Source organism: Cupriavidus sp. 05N39, from assembly GCF_056397325.1.
Map to the genome: position 1 here is coordinate 1 of NZ_JBFTNE010000055.1, position 16,760 is coordinate 16,760.

Genomic DNA, 16,760 nt, shown 5'->3' on the forward strand with positions numbered 1-16,760 from the left:
TACCTTATCCAATGCATCGACGACTCGGAAAGCGGTACCTTATCCAATGCATCGACGACTCGGAAAGCGGCCTCAACATTTCCTCCTCGGCTGCTTAGAACAAGGATAACGAATCGTTCGTCATCACGGTCAGCCATTTTTTCGAACGACAGAAACTTGTTTGCATCACCTTCTTGAATCCTCCCCACCCCGATAACTATTTTCAATTTAAATTGTGGTTGGAAGTAGATCTTGAAGTCCATCCCTAGCGCCACACCGGGAAAGGTGTTGTTGCATAAATCCGGCTGCCGCGCGGGCTGACGTTTACGCGCAACAGCCGGGGTGGTACCTCTGTTAACTCTTCGCCGACTTGCGTAGATTCTCGATTTTTTCCCGAGAAGATGCGCAAGGATGTACACAAGCGAAGCGAGCCCAAAGGCGTCTATCGCGTCAGGAACTGGGCGCAGTACAACGCTGGCTTGATTGCCAGGGGCGACGTGACGATGTGGATTGACCAGAGCGTACTGAACACGGCGCCCCAGGGCGGAGCGCCCAGGCGGGGGCGGCCGCACGTCTACCCGGACGCAGCGATTCAGATGCTGCTCGGGATCAAGCAAGTCTTCCATTTGCCTCTGCGGGCCCTTCAGGGCTTCGCGCGTAGCCTGCGCGAGCTCGCTTTTCCCGACCTGCCGGTACCCAACTACACGACGTTGAGCCGCCGCGCGCAGGAGCTTGAGGTGAAGTTGCCCGCCTCGCACACCGGCGAGCCGATGCACTTGCTGGTGGACGGCACCGGCGTGAAGCTGTATGGCGAAGGCAAATGGAAAGTGCGCAAACACGGCTATTCGAAGCGGCGCACCTGGCGCAAGGTGCATCTGGCTCTGGACGCGAAGACCGGCCAGGTATGCGCGGCACTGATGACTCACCAGGATGTTCCCGATGCCGACGTGTTGCCCGATCTGCTCGATCAGATCCCCGCAGACGTGCCCATCGGAACCGTCGGCGGTGACGGCGCGTATGACACGAGGCAGTGCCAAGCTCAAATCGAGGCCCGCGGCGCGCAACCGTCGATCCCTCCGCGCGAAGGGGCTGCGCCTTGGTCTGAGAGAACGCCTGGCGCGCAGTGGCGCAATGAAGCCATTGACGCCATTTCGCGAAACGGGCGAGGGGAATGGAAGAAGGCCTGCGGCTACCACCGCCGCTCGCTGGTCGAGAACCTGATGTATCGGCTCAAAACGCTCACGGGCAATCGCCTGTGGGCGCGCGGTATCGGCTCGCAAGCAACCGAGGTGGCGATCCGCGTAGGCGTGCTCAAATGATATGAACGCCTCCCCCGTGAGCGGTGGGAGTGACAAAGGACTGACCCTCACGGGCCTGCGGCATCAGAGCGGCAAGATGGAGGATCATAAAGGTCTTCACAGGCAAACCGGAGGGTCCGAAATGAAGCTTACGCCAGTTGGGATCGACATTGCAAAGGCCGTCTTTCAACTGCGCTATGTGGATGCGGAAACGGGTGAAATCGTGAACAAGCCAATCAAGCGAGCGGCCTTTCTGGCGCATTTCGCGAACCGCGAGCCTTGCCTGATCGGCATGGAAGCTTGCGGCGGCGCCCAACATTGGGCGCGAGCACTGACAAGGATGGGGCATCAGGTGAAGCTGATGCCGGCGGAGTTCGCCAAGGCGTTCAATATCCGCAACAAAAACGACGCGGCTGATGCCCGGGCGATCTGGCTGGCGGTGCAGCAACCCAGCAAGGCGGTGGCGGTGAAGACCGAAGCGCAGCAAGCGGTGCTGGCGCTGCACCGAATGCGGCAGCAACTGGTGAAGTTTCGCACGATGCAGATCAACAGTCTGCGCGGCCTGCTGACCGAGTATGGTGAAGTGATGGGCAAGGGCCGGGCCACTCTGGACAAAGCGATACCGGCCGTTCTCGCACGAGTCGCAGATCGCCTGCCGAAGGTGCTGATCGACACGCTACGCGAGCAGTGGAGCGGGTTGACGAAGCTGGACGAACAGATCGCTGAGATCGAGCGGCGGCTGCGTCAATGGATGCAGGAGGACAAGGCAGTCAAGGCGATTACCGGGATTCCCGGCGTTGGCGTGCTGACGGCAACAGCGGCCGTCGCAACAATTGGTGATGCGACGGCGTTCAGGTCGGGCCGGGAGTTCGCCGCCTGGATCGGCCTGGTTCCGAAGCAAACCGGCTCCGGCGGCAAGGTGACGCTGCTGGGTATCAGCAAGCGGGGCGACACGTACTTACGCACACTGCTGATTCATGGCGCGCGCAGCGTGCTGACTCACGCGAAGGAACCCGGGCCATGGGTCGAGCAGATCAGCAAGCGCAGGCCGCCGAACGTGGTGACCGTGGCGCTCGCCAACAAGATGGCGAGGATCATATGGGCGATCCTGGTCCACGACCGTCCGTATGAAAGAGGTCATGTGAGCGTGAAACCAGCATGAACGGTAGCGGTGCGTAGGAGATCAATTTTACTCAGGATGACACGTCAAAGGTTGCGCAGGCAATCGAGTGTGATGACAAAACAGGTAGGACCGGGACTCGCTAAACCTGAATGCGGTTAAGAGCTTCGAGCTCGCTGCTCAAATGAGGCGCGGGTCAGCGGATTTCATAGGGGCCCGCAGTGTATCAGGCTGCAACAAGGCCGGATATAAAGCTGCACCCATCCTGTCTGTCAAAACACACGAAAACCCTTCGCAAACGGGAGGCGTTCATATAAAACCCTTCGCAAACGGGAGGCGTTCATATAAACCGCATGGCGGCTCTCGCACGCCCGCAGTCCGTCCGCATTGCCTGATTTTCGGACCACAGGGGCCATTTTGTCTTCAGATTCGATTAATGCAACAACGCCCCGGGAAACATAAGCACAGTGATACAAAGCCAAGAAAGCAACCGTTGGATCAAGCTTTGCGCCGCCGCGTCCTTGGCTGCTGGGTGCTCAGTGCTGCGCATACTTCTCCTCAGAATGTGAAAAGCAGACAGGTCTAGCTTAATGGTGAGAGGGCCAGCGTAGGCGGTACGCTCGACGGTAGCCATACAGGATCTCGGCAATCTCTGAAGGGCCAGCCAGCCTAGCCGAGGACGGTGGCAAAATTCCACCCTGGAAGGCGCCTTGATCCACTCGAGGTGCGTTGCAGAGCCGTCAGCCCGTGGACTGCGGACAGATTCCATGCAGTGCTGCAGCGTGGCCGCCGGCACTGCGCGGTTGACCGCTGCGAGCATTTGCGCCTTGTAGGCGGAAAATGCATGCCGTGCCATGTCGCTGATCTGGCGTTGGCCGGGAATGAGGCGGCACCGATCGTAGAGCCATCGCTGAGCGGTGGTGACAAGTTCATCCACGTGTGCCGCTGCGGCGGCTTGCACGCGGAGCATTTCCAGCAAAGCGGCCTGGCTGGTGATTCCTTGACCCATTGCTGATGCTCGTACAACGTCGGGCGTCGTTGGTACAGCGTCTTCAGGCTGGCGATCGACAGCAACGGCGCGGAGAAAGCTTCGCACACGTACTGAAGGAGATTGCGCGGAACGGCAGCAAACCGGTCCAACGGCCGACCGAAGGCCCGGAGGCAAACGAGCTGTAGGCCGACCGCGGCGCATCTTGCCAACGTAGCGATACGCAAATGCCTATATCTGCACTTTCTGGGTGTCGTTCGGGACAAAACTGTACGACAAGTGCTCGGACGGCCGCAATAAGGTCAGGCGAATGGGCTGCAACCCACCCCCTCGGGGCTGACTATAACCGTATCAATCTGCAGGAAAAGGACGATTACCACAAATAGCACGCGCTCGCCGATCTTCACGCTAGGCGCGCAGACACGGCCATCGCCCAGGCGCTTGCCGGGACCGATGGCCAGGACTTCGCCCTGGTCCGGCATTTCGGCGGCAGTTTAGGGGATGACAATGCCGCCGGCCGTCTTGTGTTCTGCGTCAGGACGTCTGACGATGACGCGATCGTGTAGTGGACGGATGTTCATAGCCTTGCTCCTCATCCAATCACTGTGATCATGAGCTTGACGGGCCGACCAGTCCTGACACTGTTCGTGCTTGAAGGCCTTAACGCCGATGCCTGGATTCGCGGCACAAGCGTCACTGGCCCAGAAACCCGATTCTGGCGCTTCACTGAATGGGTGGCACGGCGCCAAGCTTTTCGGCCAGCATCCGCTCATACACGCCAAAGTGCATATCCACCTCCGTTTGACTTACCACGACGACGTCTATGTTGACCTGCTCGGGCGCTAAGCCGAACATTGTGGCCAATGCCACTTCCAGGTGGGGCGCCGCCTCCCTGTCTTTCGCGAAGGTCGTGCCGACACTGATCACATAGGCCTTCTCGCCTTCTGCGGTGACCTCGACCAAGCGGGCCCCCGCGCTCAGGTTGTTCTCAATGGCCATTTTGGCCAGCTCCGCCACACTCCGCGTTCGCTCGGTAGGGAAGCCGCGCGCGCACTTGAGCTGTACCCGATGCTTGCCCAGCGTCAGCCACTCAGAATCGAACTCCATGGAAGTCTCCATCCGACAGTACATTGCCGCCAAAATAGGGGCGAGTCCGGCGATTTCAAGAACGCAAAGTCGCGCCTTGCTTCGCCGCTGCAATGAGCCCCATTGGAAGCCCGTAGCGTGCAGCCCCAAGCACCGCGCGCGCCAAAGGGGCTGCGCCCGCCTCTGGCGTTCCGCGTCAGCCGCCTCCTTCCGCGGCCGCCAGGATTGCCCGCCTGCGTGGAGCACGCTTCGCGCAAATGCATACGATTCCTCAGGATTGCAGACATCAGCTCACTTCACTTCGATCGTCCTTACGGCAGAGCGCGACGACCCGGTCTTGGGGAGGCGTAGTGTCAACAGTCCTTTTTCGAATTTCGCATCAACGTGATCCACGTCGACACCATCCGGCAGAGGAATACTGCGCATGAATGCGCCGTACGCTCGCTCCAGGCGGTAGCAGCCGTTTTCTTCGCTCCGAATGTCCTGCTTCTTCTCGCCCCGCAACACCAGCGCGCCATCCTCGATGGTGGTCTGGAGGTCTTCGCGGTCCATGCCCGGCAACTCAGCTGTGATTCTCAGGGCAGTGCCATCGTCGACCACATCGATCCGAGGTTGGAAGCGAGACGAACTAAAGTCGCCGAACCATTGATCCAAACCACCGAAGCTCGCGAACGGTTCGTGCAGGAATTCTCCCATCGCTCGCCAGGGATCGCTAGAAAACAGTCGCGCAACGTCAGCCCAGTCGGGCGTGCCGTGCCTCGGCGCGGGCACGTTGGACGCATCCCCCATTGGTTGTTTGTCACTTGTCGTCTTCCGCAGGAACTTGAAGGGGTTCCATTTGCCCAGTTCCGTTTTCATCTTACCCTCCTGCCGAATGCTCAGTTGATGGGTACGAATGACCGCCGGCAACGACCGGTCGCGCCCGGCCACCGGCGACGCCGCAAGACCCAACCCTGGTGGTGAGGCCGCCGATACGGTCATCCGCGTCTTCTAAGGGCCGACGGTGGCGCCCACCCGGACGCCACCCTGCCGTTTCGACCCCGTGAATGGCACGACAGATCTCACCCGACGCTAACCGCGATGCGACGTGGCCGTGCCTCGTCTCGGCGCGGGATCGTCAGCTTCAACACGCCATCCTGCAAGTGCGCGTCTATCTTCGACGTATCGAACTCTGGACTCAGGGCGAACGCGCGGGCGAAGTGCGGCTCGCGAATTTCCGCGTGTTGCACTCGCAGGTTGGCCGGGGTCGGCACCACGGCTTCTGCCTCGATGTTCAGGGTGCCATCATGGACACTCACATTGAGTCTGTCCTTGGTGACCCCCGGCAGATCCGCCCAAAGGGTGACGCCGTTGCTGTCCTCGAAGATGTCAACGGCGGGAAGCAGCGTGATCTTGCGCGTTGGCCTCTCTTCCTGGCGTTGCGCCACCGCGCCTTGGCCGCGCTCAACCACTTGGGTAGTGTCGCTCATGGCATTCTCCTCACGTTACTGGACAGTGACCGACCGAGGCTTCGAGGATTCGTGCTTGCCGATGCTGATCGACAGGCAGCCGTTGGCGTAGTGCGCCTGTACCTTGTCGGGGTCAGCATTCTGCGGCAGTTCGACGATGCGCCGGAAGGGGCCGACGAATCGCTCCTGCGCGTACGGCCGTACCTCGGCGTCATTTTCCGAGTGCGCGGCTTCGCGTTCGCCGCTGATCGTCAGCAAGCCCTTGTCGATCGACACCTCAAGCTTGTCTTGCTTGATGCCAGGAGCGAATGCGACGATTTCGATCGAATCTTCCGTGGTGCCAACGTTGACGGCAGGGAACGCGCCGGATCGCTCGGAGCGGATGCTGGACGGGAAACCGCCGAACAAGCTCGCCATCTGGCGCTGCAGGCGGTCGAACTCGCTGAAGAGGTCGGTCCCGAAAAAGAGATCACTCATGATCGTATCCTCCTTTGATGCAGCAAGGAGGCGAACGGGCCTATGCGCTCCCACTCGCCTGCCAAACTGCTGGCAAACAAACAGAAACACGCAGCGCGCAACATCGCGGCTGCCTGGGCGAAATTAAATTAGGCAATCTGTCGCCGGTTTTCAAGGGGGCGGCATTCAATTTCCTCTTGAAGGAGTCCTGGCCGCGCCTATCTCCCGAATGCGAGGACTTGGCGCAAATGGGCGAGCGAATTTCGGCTAGGCGTGCAAGGCATCTTGCGCACAAGCACTGCCATTTTGTGCTTTTGGGGGCACAACGCCTTTGGGGCTCGTAACGGAACCATGTGAAACGCGGTGGCCGAAACCACGACGCCATGCGGCATGGGCCATCCGGATTCTCCAGTTCGTCTCCCACCGCTCAAGGAATGGACGCGTCGCCAAAGCGGCGGAGTCAATCCCCGCAGGTGGATTCGCAACTGGAAAACGGAGATCGCTTGCGGGGGAGGGACGTGAACACACTGTAGGTGTCTCATTATCCTCTGAGGTAAGACTGACCGTAGCCCCACACTTTGGCGCGGTCTCATCTGACACAAAAGGCCAGCAGGCGTCACCGAATCGCCCGCAGCCTCGCATGGACCGCATTCACATCAAAGCCAACTGGGTCGAATACGCCGCCAACCCACGACCGGAAGTCATTGTGCTGTTCGTGGGTCTTGTCCCGAAGCGCTGCAAGGAATTCCGCATATCCGTGTGGCCCGCCAACGTCTTCCGGAGGGCAAGCGTTTTCGCCAGCCAGGCAAACCGGTAGAGCCAGGGCCAAGTCCGGGTAGCCAACTGATTCCGACATCATTCTAGGTGCACAGATTTGAGGAAGCTGCGGAGCAGGATCCTGCGTTGTCGTCTCAAAGACCGTTAGGCCTCAACATTGGTCCGGCGGATCGCTGGTGTAACGCAACCCGCTGAGACCGCGCCAAAGCGGGGGCTGACTAAGCGGCACTGCGGTGGTTTTCTGCTCTGGCGATGGAGGGATACCATCGTTCAACGTGMGAYCGGARCTGGTYATTGAGCACGGCCGTYCGGATTTGYAGKAGGTTGTGCGCRTGCCKSGGYCGCCAGGCCATCTGCTGYCGYTTGACGAACCGCYTGCTGACCACCTGGTTGACGGCWGACTCGACRAAMCCYGATGCAATSGGCTCYCCATGCCGATARCRGTCACCGTAGTTCACGATGAAGTGCCGGTTGTTGTCSAGGTAGCCGATAAATTCCTCGAGCTTGCCGAGGAGCTTGGCCTCCTCGGGACTAGCCTTGGCATCCATATCCCAGCCCAGGCTTTCCAGTCGGCGCAACGCTGGATAGGGGCAGCCGTGCCATAGGTGCCACTTGGCGCCATGCAGCGCCTTGATCATTGCTGCATTGCTCGGACCGTCGCGGTGCGCCGGCCGGCCCTTGATCATCTGTTCGAGGTTCTGTACCCGCATGGCGATGTGGAACCAATCGAGGACGTACTCACCGCGGTCACCAAAGCCAAGCTGTGCAAACCGTACGGTATCGCCTCCGTCCGACAGGAAGGTGACCGGTTGACTGGGTTGCACACCTTCCCGTAGCAGAAAATTCATCATACGATCGGCCGGCCGGTGCTCCAGCTTGTGCACGTAGGCAAAACTATGGCCGGTATCCTGATCCCGCATTGACTTGCCGACATTCACTTCAAACCAACCGTCCTGGCGACGCCTGTGTCCCACCAGCCGAAGGTAGCCCCCGTCAATGCCAACCGCGCGGACCGGACTGGGCTCAGGGATATCGGGCGAACCGACGCTCGCCGCCATCTCCGCCTGCTGCCGGGCATCGGTGGCCTGTTCCACTTCCAGCCGGCGACCGAGCGCGGTGACCTGGCGCCGAATCGAACTGGCCGCCAGCACATGATCGAGCGGCAACACTTCCCGCAGGACGTTGACTGTCAGGCCATAAGACATCAGCGCTGCAAACTTGACCTCGAGATACTGCAGCTCTGGACTGACCCGCTCGGGCAAACAGAGGGCGAGCGGACTGAAGGTCTGTGCTCCGCCCGTGCATCGTCGGCATGAATACAATCTGGGACTGTCGATCGACATCCGCCCGAATGTCGAGCGGAAGACCAGGCGATGGTGACCCTTGCAAGCCAGCTGTGCACCGCACGCAGGGCAAACGCTGGTCCGGGCGATCGCCTCGGCAACCTGCGCCTCGATCATTGTGCGCTGTAGCCGGCTCAGCAATGACTTGGCTTCCGCCAGGTGCAGTCCCAGCGAGCCGGCATCGAGGTCGTCTCGCTCGAGCCGCGCAATCTCGGTGATGGTGGCAGGCGTGTCACCCTCGGTTTCCACTACGACTTGCAAGCTGATCCGCATGACGGCCTCCCGCGCATGTCTGGGCAGGCAGTCTATGCCAGGATCTGTGGCAAACGTTCATTGGCGGTCCGACGGTCGAAGCGCCGATCCAGCCAAACCAGCCATTGGTCGACCTCATCCCGCAGGTCGTCCAGCACAATTGGTCCCTCGCGCAGCGACTCGAGCCAATCGAGGAACTCATACTCACTCCGTTCGCCCCTGCTCTCCAGATACTGGTCGATCCCGCCAATGTCCTCTGGCGGGCAAGGCCCGCAACCGGCCACGCAACGTGGCAGCCGGCAAGGACGCGGCCGCAGCATGCGCCGCTCCACCCGTACATCGTGGCGCCACCATGCGTTGAAGTCGTACACGTAGATGAAGCCTTCGTGTTCGCGCAGACTAAACGCGGCCAGCGTTAGCTCGTTTGCCACCGTGGAGAATTGCAGGACGCCGTCGTGGGCTTCGCCGTAACGCCTGCCACGAATGGTGAACTGGTGCAGGTGTTCGTCCGTCCACCCCATGACTACCTGGATGACCTTGTGCAATTGCGCGAGCATCAAGTGCTCGGGAACGAGGACGCGCCGCCAAGCCGGCGGGCTCAAGCCTCGCACGCTGATTCGCAACTGGAGGACGGAGATCGCCGGTTGAGGATCGAAGGACATGCACACATTGTAGGTGGCTCATTATGCTCTAGCGTGAAGACTGATCTCAGCCCCCGCTTTGGCGCGCTCTCGTGTCTTGGCCCTGGCAGAGACCGTCCCGGGATTCTTGACGGCTTCCGGCAACAGCAAGGCGCTGGAGCCTTGGGCGGCCAAGGAAGGCAAGGACGCACTGCAGCTGAACAAACGAAGGACCGGTACGCGCCATGAGCGCGCCCGGTTCCAGCGCGGCCATCATTCCATTTTGAGCCCTACCGTCCTGGTCATGGCCTGGTAGGTCGGCCAGGTACGTGCGATGAACTGCTGCAGGGCCTCGCCGGTCAAGGGCGTGTCCTGGCTGCYAAGCTGCTCCCGCACGTTCCTGACGGCTTCCGACTCGGTGACCGACTGCCGCACCAGCGTCGCCAGGCTGTTGACGATCTCGGCAGACAACCCGGCGGGGCCCAGCAGCATATTGCATTCGGCCAGGTTGCTGAAGATCGGATCGGATATGCCTTCGTCCAGCCAGGTCGGCACGCCGGGCAGCTTCGGGGAGCGCGGCCCTGAGATCACCAGCAGCGGCTTGAACGCGCCGGTAGACAGCCCGCCCGACATCCCCAGCAGCGACCCCGCGCCGATATCGATATGGCCGGCCATCAGGTCGCCGACCATGGCGCCGGTGCCCTTGTAGTTGATGACATCGAACTGGGCCCCGGTCAGCTTTCTCAGCTGCGCCACCATCAACTGCCAGCCCGAGCCGATGCCGTAGTTGCCCACGCTGATGGGCCGCTTGTGCGCCAGCGCGATCAACTCCTTGAACGTGTTGGCCTGCAGCCCCTTGGTCGCCACCATCACGCCAACGCCGGTACTGATGGACGCCACCGGCGTGAGGTCGCGTGAGGGATCAATCGGCGGCTTCTTCAGCAACACCGGCGCCTGGGCGAGCTGGCTGTGCAAGGTGCAAAGCAGCGTGTAGCCGTCGGGCTTGGAGCGCGCCACGGCTTCCGCGGCGATCATGCCGATGCCGCCCGGCTTGTTTTCCACCACCACCGGCACCTTCAGCTTGTTGGAAAAGAACTCGGCGAACGCGCGCGCGGAGCTGTCGTTGGATGAGCCCGGCGCTTGCGCGGCGATGATCCGGATGGGGCGCGAGGGCCAGTCGGCGGCCAGCGCGGAGCGAGGCAGCAGCCAGGGCAACGCGGCCGCTCCGGCCGCTGCGCCCAGCAGCGTGCGCCGGCGAAAGTCTACGGTATCGGCGGGCAAGTCGTTGCCCGGACGAACAATGGAACGCATGGGTCTACTCCCGAATACATCAAGCCTGCGCCCACGACGGCTCACGGGCGCACGGGTTAGCCGTGGCGATGACGCACGGCCGGCAGGAATGGCATGCCGCTACATGCCGATCAGGTCGGCCCGCTGCACCAGGTTCCTGACGATGCGGACCGAAGCGACGTCGATCATCTTGCCCCCGTACTGGACTGCGCCCAGTCCTTGCGACAGGGCTTCGTCATAGGCGCGGATCATGTCGCGGGCGCGCGCCACGTCGGCGGCGGCCGGCGAGAAGACGTCCTGGGCGAGTTCGACTTGCGACGGATGGATGGCCCACTTGCCCACCATGCCGAGGATCATGGCGCGGCGCGCTTCCTCGCGGAATGCGTCGGGGCTGCGGAAATCCGCAAACGGGCCATCGACGGCGTCGAGCCGGTGCGCGCGCGCGGCAATCGTCAGCCGCTGGCGCTGGTAGTGCCAGATGTCGCCCGGATAGCCGCCGCTGCCGCCAATGTCGCGCATGGACACGCCCTGGCTGGCCGAGTAGTCGCCCATGCCGAAGATCAGGCATTCCAGCCGCGGCGTCGACGCGGCAATGGCCTCGACGTTCATCATTGCCTCCACCTCTTCGATCAGCACGTCGATGCCGATGCGGTGGCGCAGGCCAAGCTTCTTCTCCATCATCGACAACAGCTTGTCGACAAATTGCACATCCGCCGCCGACATGGCCTTCGGCAGCATGATGACATCGAGATTGCGGCCTACACCCTCCACCACTTCGATGATGTCCTCGTAGGCATACTCGGTGGTCAGGTCGTTGATGCGCACGCAGCGCGTGGTGCGTCCCCAGTCCAGCCCATTGAGGGCGTCGACGATCTTGCGCCGTGCCGGGCGCTTTTCGCTGGGTGCCACCGCGTCTTCCAGGTCAAGGAAGACGAAGTCCACGCCCATACCCGCGGCCTTGGCCATCATCTTCTCGCTCGAGCCCGGCACGGACAGCTGGCAGCGGCGCAGCCGCTTGGTTTTTTCCTGCATGATGTTGTCTCCTACTTGTTGTACTAGTGTTGTCTGTGGTCGTCCCGGCGTGGCCCCACCGCGCCTACTGCACCACGCCGTCCGCGCGCAGCGCGGCGATCTCGCCGGCATCGAAGCCGAGGTCGGCCAGGGTGCGGTCGGTGTGCTCGCCGGTCATGGGGGCCCGATGCCGTACGCCTCCGGGCGTGGCGCTCATGCGCACCGGACTGCCGGCGATGGTCAGCCCGCGCGCCGCGCCGGGCTGCTCGGCTTCGACCAGCATCCCGCGGATGCGGAAATGCGGATCGTCGAAGATGTCTGCGGCATCGAACACCGGGCCGAACGGCACCTCACCGCCCAGCATCTCGGCAAGCGCGCGCTTGGTATGGCGCACCGTCCAGGCGGCGACCGCCTGCTCCACCTCGGCCCGGTGCCGCACGCGCAATTCGTTGGTGGCAAAGCGCGCATCGCCGGCCCATGGCGGATTGCCCATCCGCTTCACCAGCAGCCGCCAGAAGCGGTCGTTTGGCACCCCAAGGCTGATAAAGCCGTCACTGGCCGGAAAGAGCCCGAACGGGCAGAGCAGCGGATGGCCGTTGCCCTCGGGTCCCGGCGCCTGCGCCGAGGCGCTGTACTGGAACACCATGCGCTCGCATACGGCGAGCACGGCATCGACCATGGCCACATCCACGAACTGGCCGCGGCCGGTGCGCTGGGCGTGCCAGCACGCCGCCGCGATGCCGTAGGCCAGGAACATGGCCGGCACGATGTCACCAACGCCCGGGCCAATCTTGGTCGGCGCGCCGCCGCGCTGCGGGCCGGTTATCCCCATGATGCCGCCCATTGCCTGCGCGACGGGATCGTAGGCGGGCCAGCCCGCGTAGGCGCTCTCGCCGCTGCGCGGGTCGCCGAAGCCGCGCAGCGCCGCATATACCAGCCTGGGGTTCTCCTCGGCGAGCCGTTCATAGCCCAGCCCGAAGCGCTCCATTACGCTGGCGCGGTAGTTCTCGACCAGCACGTCGGCGCTGCGCACGAGCCGCAGCAGGGTCTCGCGCCCGGCGGACTGCTTCAGGTCCAGCACCAGCGATTCCTTGTTGCGGTTGATCGAGCCGAAGTAGCCGCCAAAACCGCCGGACTCCATCCGCAACGCGCCCTCGAGATGCGGGCCGTTGCGTCGGGTCTGGTCGCCCCCGGGCGGCTCGATCTTGATCACACGCGCGCCCTGGTCGGCGAGCATCATCGAGCAATAAGGGCCGGCCAGCATCTGGGTCAGGTCGAGTACCACCATGCCGTCGAGCGCGCCCTTGGGGCGGCCATCTGCATGGCCATCCATGCGCCCCTCTGAGCTCATCGCCCGCCCCAGTGGCTCTCGCGCTTGATCAGCGCGGTGCGCTCCGCCTGCACGCACAGCTTGTCGTCCTGGTTCACGCCGTAGTGGCGGAAGCGAACGACGCCGGCATCCTCGCGGTCGCCGTCCTCCTTGCCCAGCACCTCGGTGAAGGCGTAGAGCGTATCGCCGTGGAAGACCGGATGCGACAGGCGGATCTTGTTCAGCGTCAGTTCGCGCAGGCAATGCTCGGCAGTGTCCTGCGCCGCAAGCCCGAGCACCATCGACAGGTTGATCCCGCCAAAGACCACGCGCTGCGCGAAGATGCCGCCGGCGGCACGCCGCATGGCGTCTTCGTTGAAGTGCCCTTCGGCCGTATTCATGACCATGTTGGTCAGCATGACGTTGTCCATCTCGGTCACGGTCTTGCCGCGCGCATGGCGGATCAGCATGCCCGGTTCGAAGTGCTCGAAGTACCCGTCGGGGCTGGTGAGTGCGCAAAGTTTCATGCCGCCTCCTTCGACTGTCGGACCTGCCCGCCGAACGCGCGGCTGGCGATCATGCCCTCGACCTCGGACTTGCCAAGCAGACTGTTGGCGATGATGCGTTGCTGGATCTCGGAAGTGCCTTCGAAAATCTTGGTGAGGCGCGCGTCGCGCCAGTAGCGCTCCACCGGGAACAGCGTGGTATAGCCCGCGCCGCCGAAGATCTGCAGCGCCGACGAGGTCACGCGCTCGGCCATCTCCGAGGCGAAGTACTTCACCATCGACGCCTCCTTGTCGCAGCGGCGCCCGCTGTCGATCTCGTTGCAGACGAAGTAGAGCAGTTGACGCGCAGCCTCGATCTCGGTGGCCATCGTCGCGATCTTGAAGCGGATCGCCTGGTATTCGGCGATCGGCATGCCGAACTGGCGCCGCTCCAGCGAATAGCCGATCGCGTCTTCCAGCGCGCCCTGCGCCAGGCCGATCGCCCGGGCGGCGGTATGCGCGCGGGCGCCCTCCAGGCCCTTGGCCATCAGCAGGAAGGCCTTGCCCTCGGGACCCATCAGGTTGCGCTTCGGCACGCGCACGCCGTCGAGCGCCAGCTCGAAGGTCTTCCAGCCGAAATACCCGATCTTGGGGATCGGCGAGCCGGTCATGCCAGCGGGGAAGCCGCCCCGCTGCTTCTCGATCATGAAGCACGAAATGCCTTCCCAACGCTTGTCGGGCGAGGGTGGCGCCGAGGTGCGCGCGAACAGGATCAGGTAGTCGGCGCCGTCGGCAAAGGTGCACCAGTACTTGTTGCCGGTCAGCACCCATTCATCGCCATCCAGCACGGCGCGGCACGAAATCGACGCCAGGTCGGAACCGGTATCCGGCTCGGACAGCGCGCTGGCATTGAGGAAGTCGCCACGCACCACGCGCGGCAGGTATTCGCGCCGCATGTCCTCGGGCATCGATTTCATGATCCATCCGCCCTGCGCACGGGCCACGATCGACGCCACCGACATCCAGCCGCGCGACAGCTGCTCGCAGATCAGGCAATACTCGAAGATGCCAAGGCCCAGGCCGCCGTACTCCTCCGGGATCGTGATGCCGAAGTAGCCCATCTCGGCCATCTTGTCGCGCAGCGACATCGGGATCTCCGCATCCGGGCCGTCCAGCGCGTTGGCAACCGGCAGCACCTCTTTCATCGTGAATTCGCGCGCCGCATCGCGGATCATGCAACGTGCTTCCGTCATGTACCCCAGACCGTCTCCTGACATGCTTATCCCCTCATCCTGACCAGATTGGTACGCTTGAACTCGATTACTACATCGCCCTGCTGATTGGTGCCATGCGTGTGCCACGTGACGATGCCGTAGCCGGGGCGGTTGCTGGCCGGCCTGCGCGACACCACGACGGAGCTGGCATAGAGCGTCTCGCCGGGGTAGACCGGCCGCAGATAGGCCAGCTCGTCGACCCCGAGAAAGGGGCCGCCGCCCTCGGACAGGTCTTCCACTGACAGGCCGAACACGGTGTTGAACACCAGCAGCGGATTGACCGGCACGCCCGCATGGCCATTGGCCTGTGCCACCGCCTCGTTGGTGTATTGCGGGTTGTAGTGCAGCGTCAGCACCGAGAACATGGTGTTGTCCGACGCGGTGACGGTACGGCCCCAGTGATGGTCGAAGCGCCGGCCCGGCTCGAAATCCTCGTAGCGGTTGCCGCGGGCGCGCAGCCAGGCTTCTGATTTCAGGCGGGCGACGACAGGATCGGCGGGGATCTCGGGAACGCGCTCGATGGCGGGATGGGTGGATGTCATTGCATTGCCTCAAACAAAGGTTCGACGGAAGGAAGCTGGTCCAGCGTGTCGACCACCGACACGAGCTTCGCGAACTTGGCCGCGCCGATGCGCGGCACGACGATGGCCTGCGCCTTGTCGACCAGGCGCCGCCACTGCATGGCAAGGTCCGCGGCCGGCACCGCGACATTGGCCTGTGCGCGCAGCGTGCGGCCGTCGCGCGTCAGGATCTCGACCGTGGCGGCGTTGCGGTCCGGGCCGGACACCACCTGCAGGGCGATCCGCTGCCGCGCCCTGACATAGCGCGGCGCGAGCGCGGTCTCGGGCGAATACAGGGCGAGCGACGCAGTTGGCGCGCCGTCCATCGCCAGCGCCGCAAGATGCTGGATCGCGAACTTGATCTCCAGGCCGGTCTGCGGGTTGGCGATATCGCACACGCCGCGATGCGGACCCGACACGAAGATGGTCATCGACTCGAGCGCATCGAGGTCGATACGGTGCTCACGGCAAGCCTGGCGCACGGCTTCAATGGTGGAGTGCGTGAGGTAGCAGGACGCATGGAACTTGAACAGGGTGCGTTCGATCGCCATGCCTGCGCGGCGCTCGAAGGTGGCCGGGAACGCCGGCGCAGCGGGCGCCTGGGTGCGGCCAAAGCCCTGCTCGCACTCGATGCCGCTGGCATTGGCAGTGAACCCGCGCGCCGCCAGGCGGGCCGCCATCACGCCATTCATGGCGGCCTTGCCTGCGTGCAGCGGCTTGGCCATGGTGCCGAACATGCATTTGAGCCCGGCTGCCTGCGTCGCGGCGAGCCCGAGTGCGTGGGCCGTGCCGGCCGGGTCGAGTCCACCCAGCCGCGCACAGGCAGCGGCGGCGCCCAGCGTGCCGGTGGTGCCGGTCGGGTGCAGCCCGAGGCGATACTGCTCGGCGCCAACCACTTCGCCGACCCGGGTTTCGACTTCGTGCCCCAATATCAGCGCGCGCAGCAGGGCCTTGCCGCTGGCGCCGGCGGCCTGGGCCACCGCCAGTGCCGCCGGTGCCACGGGCACGGTCGGATGGCCGTGCATCGCCGAGGCGACGTCGTCAAAGTCGAGAGCGTGGCCGGCAGCGCCATTGATCAGCGCGGCCTGCGCCGGATCGGCGCGCAACGGGCTGCCCACCAGCGCGCACGGCAGATCCCGCGAGCCGGCATATTCGGCCACGAGCATTTCGACCAGCGGCTCAGGGGCGGCGGCGAGGGTAACGGCGATCCAGTCGAGCATGACGTGCCGTGCCCAGGCGAAAGCCGGCGCGCCGAGCTCGGCATCGTCGACCGTGCTGATCCAGCCGGCCAGCGCCCGCGTGAAGCCGGCGCTGGCCGCTGTCTTGTCGATGGTATGGTCAGGTTCCACTCGGAAGCATCGCCGCGTTGCCGGCGCCATGTTGTTGTCGATTGGACCGAGTATTGGCGAACGCCGACGGGCCCGGCATCACATATGTGATGGATTCCGACCCAGTGCATCGATC

The 16,760-nt window shown here is 63.4% G+C and carries 16 protein-coding genes and 3 pseudogenes; 2 read left to right on the forward strand and 17 right to left on the reverse strand.

Annotation, left to right across the window (positions count from 1 at the left end):
- Positions 1 to 242, reverse strand: a pseudogene (locus AC1DN0_RS24295) (hypothetical protein); the annotation flags it as partial.
- Between the two features lie 138 nt (positions 243 to 380).
- Between AC1DN0_RS24295 and AC1DN0_RS24300 the strand changes: the two are divergent.
- A complete protein-coding gene (locus tag AC1DN0_RS24300; RefSeq protein ID WP_441635146.1) occupies positions 381 to 1,298 on the forward strand; it encodes an IS5 family transposase in 918 nt (305 codons plus the stop codon).
- A 121-nt stretch (positions 1,299 to 1,419) separates the two neighbouring features.
- The gene (locus tag AC1DN0_RS24305; protein ID WP_441635144.1) at positions 1,420 to 2,439 is read left to right on the forward strand and encodes an IS110 family RNA-guided transposase; all 1,020 of its coding nucleotides are present in this window, start codon (positions 1,420 to 1,422) and stop codon (positions 2,437 to 2,439) included.
- Between the two features lie 655 nt (positions 2,440 to 3,094).
- Here the strand turns inward: AC1DN0_RS24305 and AC1DN0_RS24310 are convergent.
- From AC1DN0_RS24310 to AC1DN0_RS24385, 16 genes and pseudogenes are all read right to left on the reverse strand, one after another.
- Positions 3,095 to 3,591 (reverse strand): annotated as a pseudogene (locus AC1DN0_RS24310) (DUF4158 domain-containing protein); the annotation flags it as partial.
- Between the two features lie 174 nt (positions 3,592 to 3,765).
- Positions 3,766 to 3,966, reverse strand: a pseudogene (locus tag AC1DN0_RS24315) (co-chaperone GroES); the annotation flags it as partial.
- A gap of 142 nt (positions 3,967 to 4,108) precedes the next feature.
- Entirely contained in the window at positions 4,109 to 4,492 is a 384-nt protein-coding gene (locus AC1DN0_RS24320) for a hypothetical protein (protein ID WP_035866346.1), read from the reverse strand.
- Between the two features lie 270 nt (positions 4,493 to 4,762).
- The gene (locus AC1DN0_RS24325) at positions 4,763 to 5,329 is read right to left on the reverse strand and encodes an Hsp20/alpha crystallin family protein (protein ID WP_441635172.1); all 567 of its coding nucleotides are present in this window, start codon (positions 5,327 to 5,329) and stop codon (positions 4,763 to 4,765) included.
- A gap of 203 nt (positions 5,330 to 5,532) precedes the next feature.
- Positions 5,533 to 5,940 carry an Hsp20/alpha crystallin family protein gene (locus AC1DN0_RS24330; protein ID WP_441635142.1) on the reverse strand — a complete coding sequence of 136 codons (408 nt, stop codon included), beginning with the start codon at positions 5,938 to 5,940 and terminating at the stop codon, positions 5,533 to 5,535.
- 15 nt (positions 5,941 to 5,955) lie between these two features.
- Entirely contained in the window at positions 5,956 to 6,396 is a 441-nt protein-coding gene (locus AC1DN0_RS24335) for an Hsp20/alpha crystallin family protein (RefSeq protein ID WP_441635140.1), read from the reverse strand.
- Positions 6,397 to 6,991: 595 nt separating this feature from the next.
- Positions 6,992 to 7,234, reverse strand: coding sequence for a plasmid pRiA4b ORF-3 family protein (locus AC1DN0_RS24340; RefSeq protein ID WP_477146069.1), 243 nt, complete (start codon positions 7,232 to 7,234; stop codon positions 6,992 to 6,994).
- A 136-nt stretch (positions 7,235 to 7,370) separates the two neighbouring features.
- Positions 7,371 to 8,768: an ISKra4 family transposase gene (locus AC1DN0_RS24345; RefSeq protein ID WP_477146070.1), complete on the reverse strand. Its 1,398-nt coding sequence runs from the start codon at positions 8,766 to 8,768 to the stop codon at positions 7,371 to 7,373.
- A gap of 32 nt (positions 8,769 to 8,800) precedes the next feature.
- On the reverse strand, positions 8,801 to 9,409 hold the full coding sequence (locus AC1DN0_RS24350; protein ID WP_441632846.1) for a plasmid pRiA4b ORF-3 family protein: 609 nt from the start codon (positions 9,407 to 9,409) through the stop codon (positions 8,801 to 8,803).
- 231 nt (positions 9,410 to 9,640) lie between these two features.
- On the reverse strand, positions 9,641 to 10,678 hold the full coding sequence (locus AC1DN0_RS24355; RefSeq protein ID WP_477146071.1) for a Bug family tripartite tricarboxylate transporter substrate binding protein: 1,038 nt from the start codon (positions 10,676 to 10,678) through the stop codon (positions 9,641 to 9,643).
- Positions 10,679 to 10,777: 99 nt separating this feature from the next.
- Positions 10,778 to 11,689 (reverse strand): HpcH/HpaI aldolase/citrate lyase family protein, encoded by a 912-nt coding sequence (locus tag AC1DN0_RS24360; protein ID WP_441632850.1) that lies wholly within the window; start codon positions 11,687 to 11,689, stop codon positions 10,778 to 10,780.
- 64 nt (positions 11,690 to 11,753) lie between these two features.
- A complete protein-coding gene (locus AC1DN0_RS24365) occupies positions 11,754 to 13,001 on the reverse strand; it encodes a CaiB/BaiF CoA transferase family protein (protein ID WP_441632852.1) in 1,248 nt (415 codons plus the stop codon).
- A gap of 14 nt (positions 13,002 to 13,015) precedes the next feature.
- Positions 13,016 to 13,504 carry a MaoC family dehydratase gene (locus tag AC1DN0_RS24370; RefSeq protein ID WP_441632854.1) on the reverse strand — a complete coding sequence of 163 codons (489 nt, stop codon included), beginning with the start codon at positions 13,502 to 13,504 and terminating at the stop codon, positions 13,016 to 13,018.
- A complete protein-coding gene (locus tag AC1DN0_RS24375; protein ID WP_441632856.1) occupies positions 13,501 to 14,715 on the reverse strand; it encodes an acyl-CoA dehydrogenase family protein in 1,215 nt (404 codons plus the stop codon). Before AC1DN0_RS24375 ends, AC1DN0_RS24370 begins: the two co-directional genes overlap by 4 nt.
- A gap of 26 nt (positions 14,716 to 14,741) precedes the next feature.
- Positions 14,742 to 15,278: a MaoC family dehydratase gene (locus AC1DN0_RS24380; protein ID WP_441632858.1), complete on the reverse strand. Its 537-nt coding sequence runs from the start codon at positions 15,276 to 15,278 to the stop codon at positions 14,742 to 14,744.
- Entirely contained in the window at positions 15,275 to 16,645 is a 1,371-nt protein-coding gene (locus AC1DN0_RS24385; protein ID WP_441632860.1) for an MmgE/PrpD family protein, read from the reverse strand. The genes AC1DN0_RS24380 and AC1DN0_RS24385 overlap by 4 nt, the downstream gene beginning before the upstream one ends.
- Positions 16,646 to 16,760 lie beyond the last annotated feature (115 nt).

Excerpts from the sequence above, each read along its gene's own strand:
- AC1DN0_RS24330 (WP_441635142.1), bottom strand. The coding sequence starts at position 5,940 with ATGAGCGACACTACCCAAGTGGTTGAGCGCGGCCAAGGCGCGGTGGCG.
- AC1DN0_RS24380 (WP_441632858.1), bottom strand. The coding sequence starts at position 15,278 with ATGACATCCACCCATCCCGCCATCGAGCGCGTTCCCGAGATCCCCGCC.
- AC1DN0_RS24350 (WP_441632846.1), bottom strand. The coding sequence starts at position 9,409 with ATGTCCTTCGATCCTCAACCGGCGATCTCCGTCCTCCAGTTGCGAATC.
- AC1DN0_RS24320 (WP_035866346.1), bottom strand. The coding sequence starts at position 4,492 with ATGGAGTTCGATTCTGAGTGGCTGACGCTGGGCAAGCATCGGGTACAG.
- AC1DN0_RS24370 (WP_441632854.1), bottom strand. The coding sequence starts at position 13,504 with ATGAAACTTTGCGCACTCACCAGCCCCGACGGGTACTTCGAGCACTTC.
- AC1DN0_RS24375 (WP_441632856.1), bottom strand. The coding sequence starts at position 14,715 with ATGACGGAAGCACGTTGCATGATCCGCGATGCGGCGCGCGAATTCACG.
- AC1DN0_RS24335 (WP_441635140.1), bottom strand. The coding sequence starts at position 6,396 with ATGAGTGATCTCTTTTTCGGGACCGACCTCTTCAGCGAGTTCGACCGC.
- AC1DN0_RS24300 (WP_441635146.1), top strand. The coding sequence starts at position 381 with ATGCGCAAGGATGTACACAAGCGAAGCGAGCCCAAAGGCGTCTATCGC.
- AC1DN0_RS24325 (WP_441635172.1), bottom strand. The coding sequence starts at position 5,329 with ATGAAAACGGAACTGGGCAAATGGAACCCCTTCAAGTTCCTGCGGAAG.
- AC1DN0_RS24340 (WP_477146069.1), bottom strand. The coding sequence starts at position 7,234 with ATGATGTCGGAATCAGTTGGCTACCCGGACTTGGCCCTGGCTCTACCG.
- AC1DN0_RS24360 (WP_441632850.1), bottom strand. The coding sequence starts at position 11,689 with ATGCAGGAAAAAACCAAGCGGCTGCGCCGCTGCCAGCTGTCCGTGCCG.
- AC1DN0_RS24365 (WP_441632852.1), bottom strand. The coding sequence starts at position 13,001 with ATGGATGGCCATGCAGATGGCCGCCCCAAGGGCGCGCTCGACGGCATG.
- AC1DN0_RS24305 (WP_441635144.1), top strand. The coding sequence starts at position 1,420 with ATGAAGCTTACGCCAGTTGGGATCGACATTGCAAAGGCCGTCTTTCAA.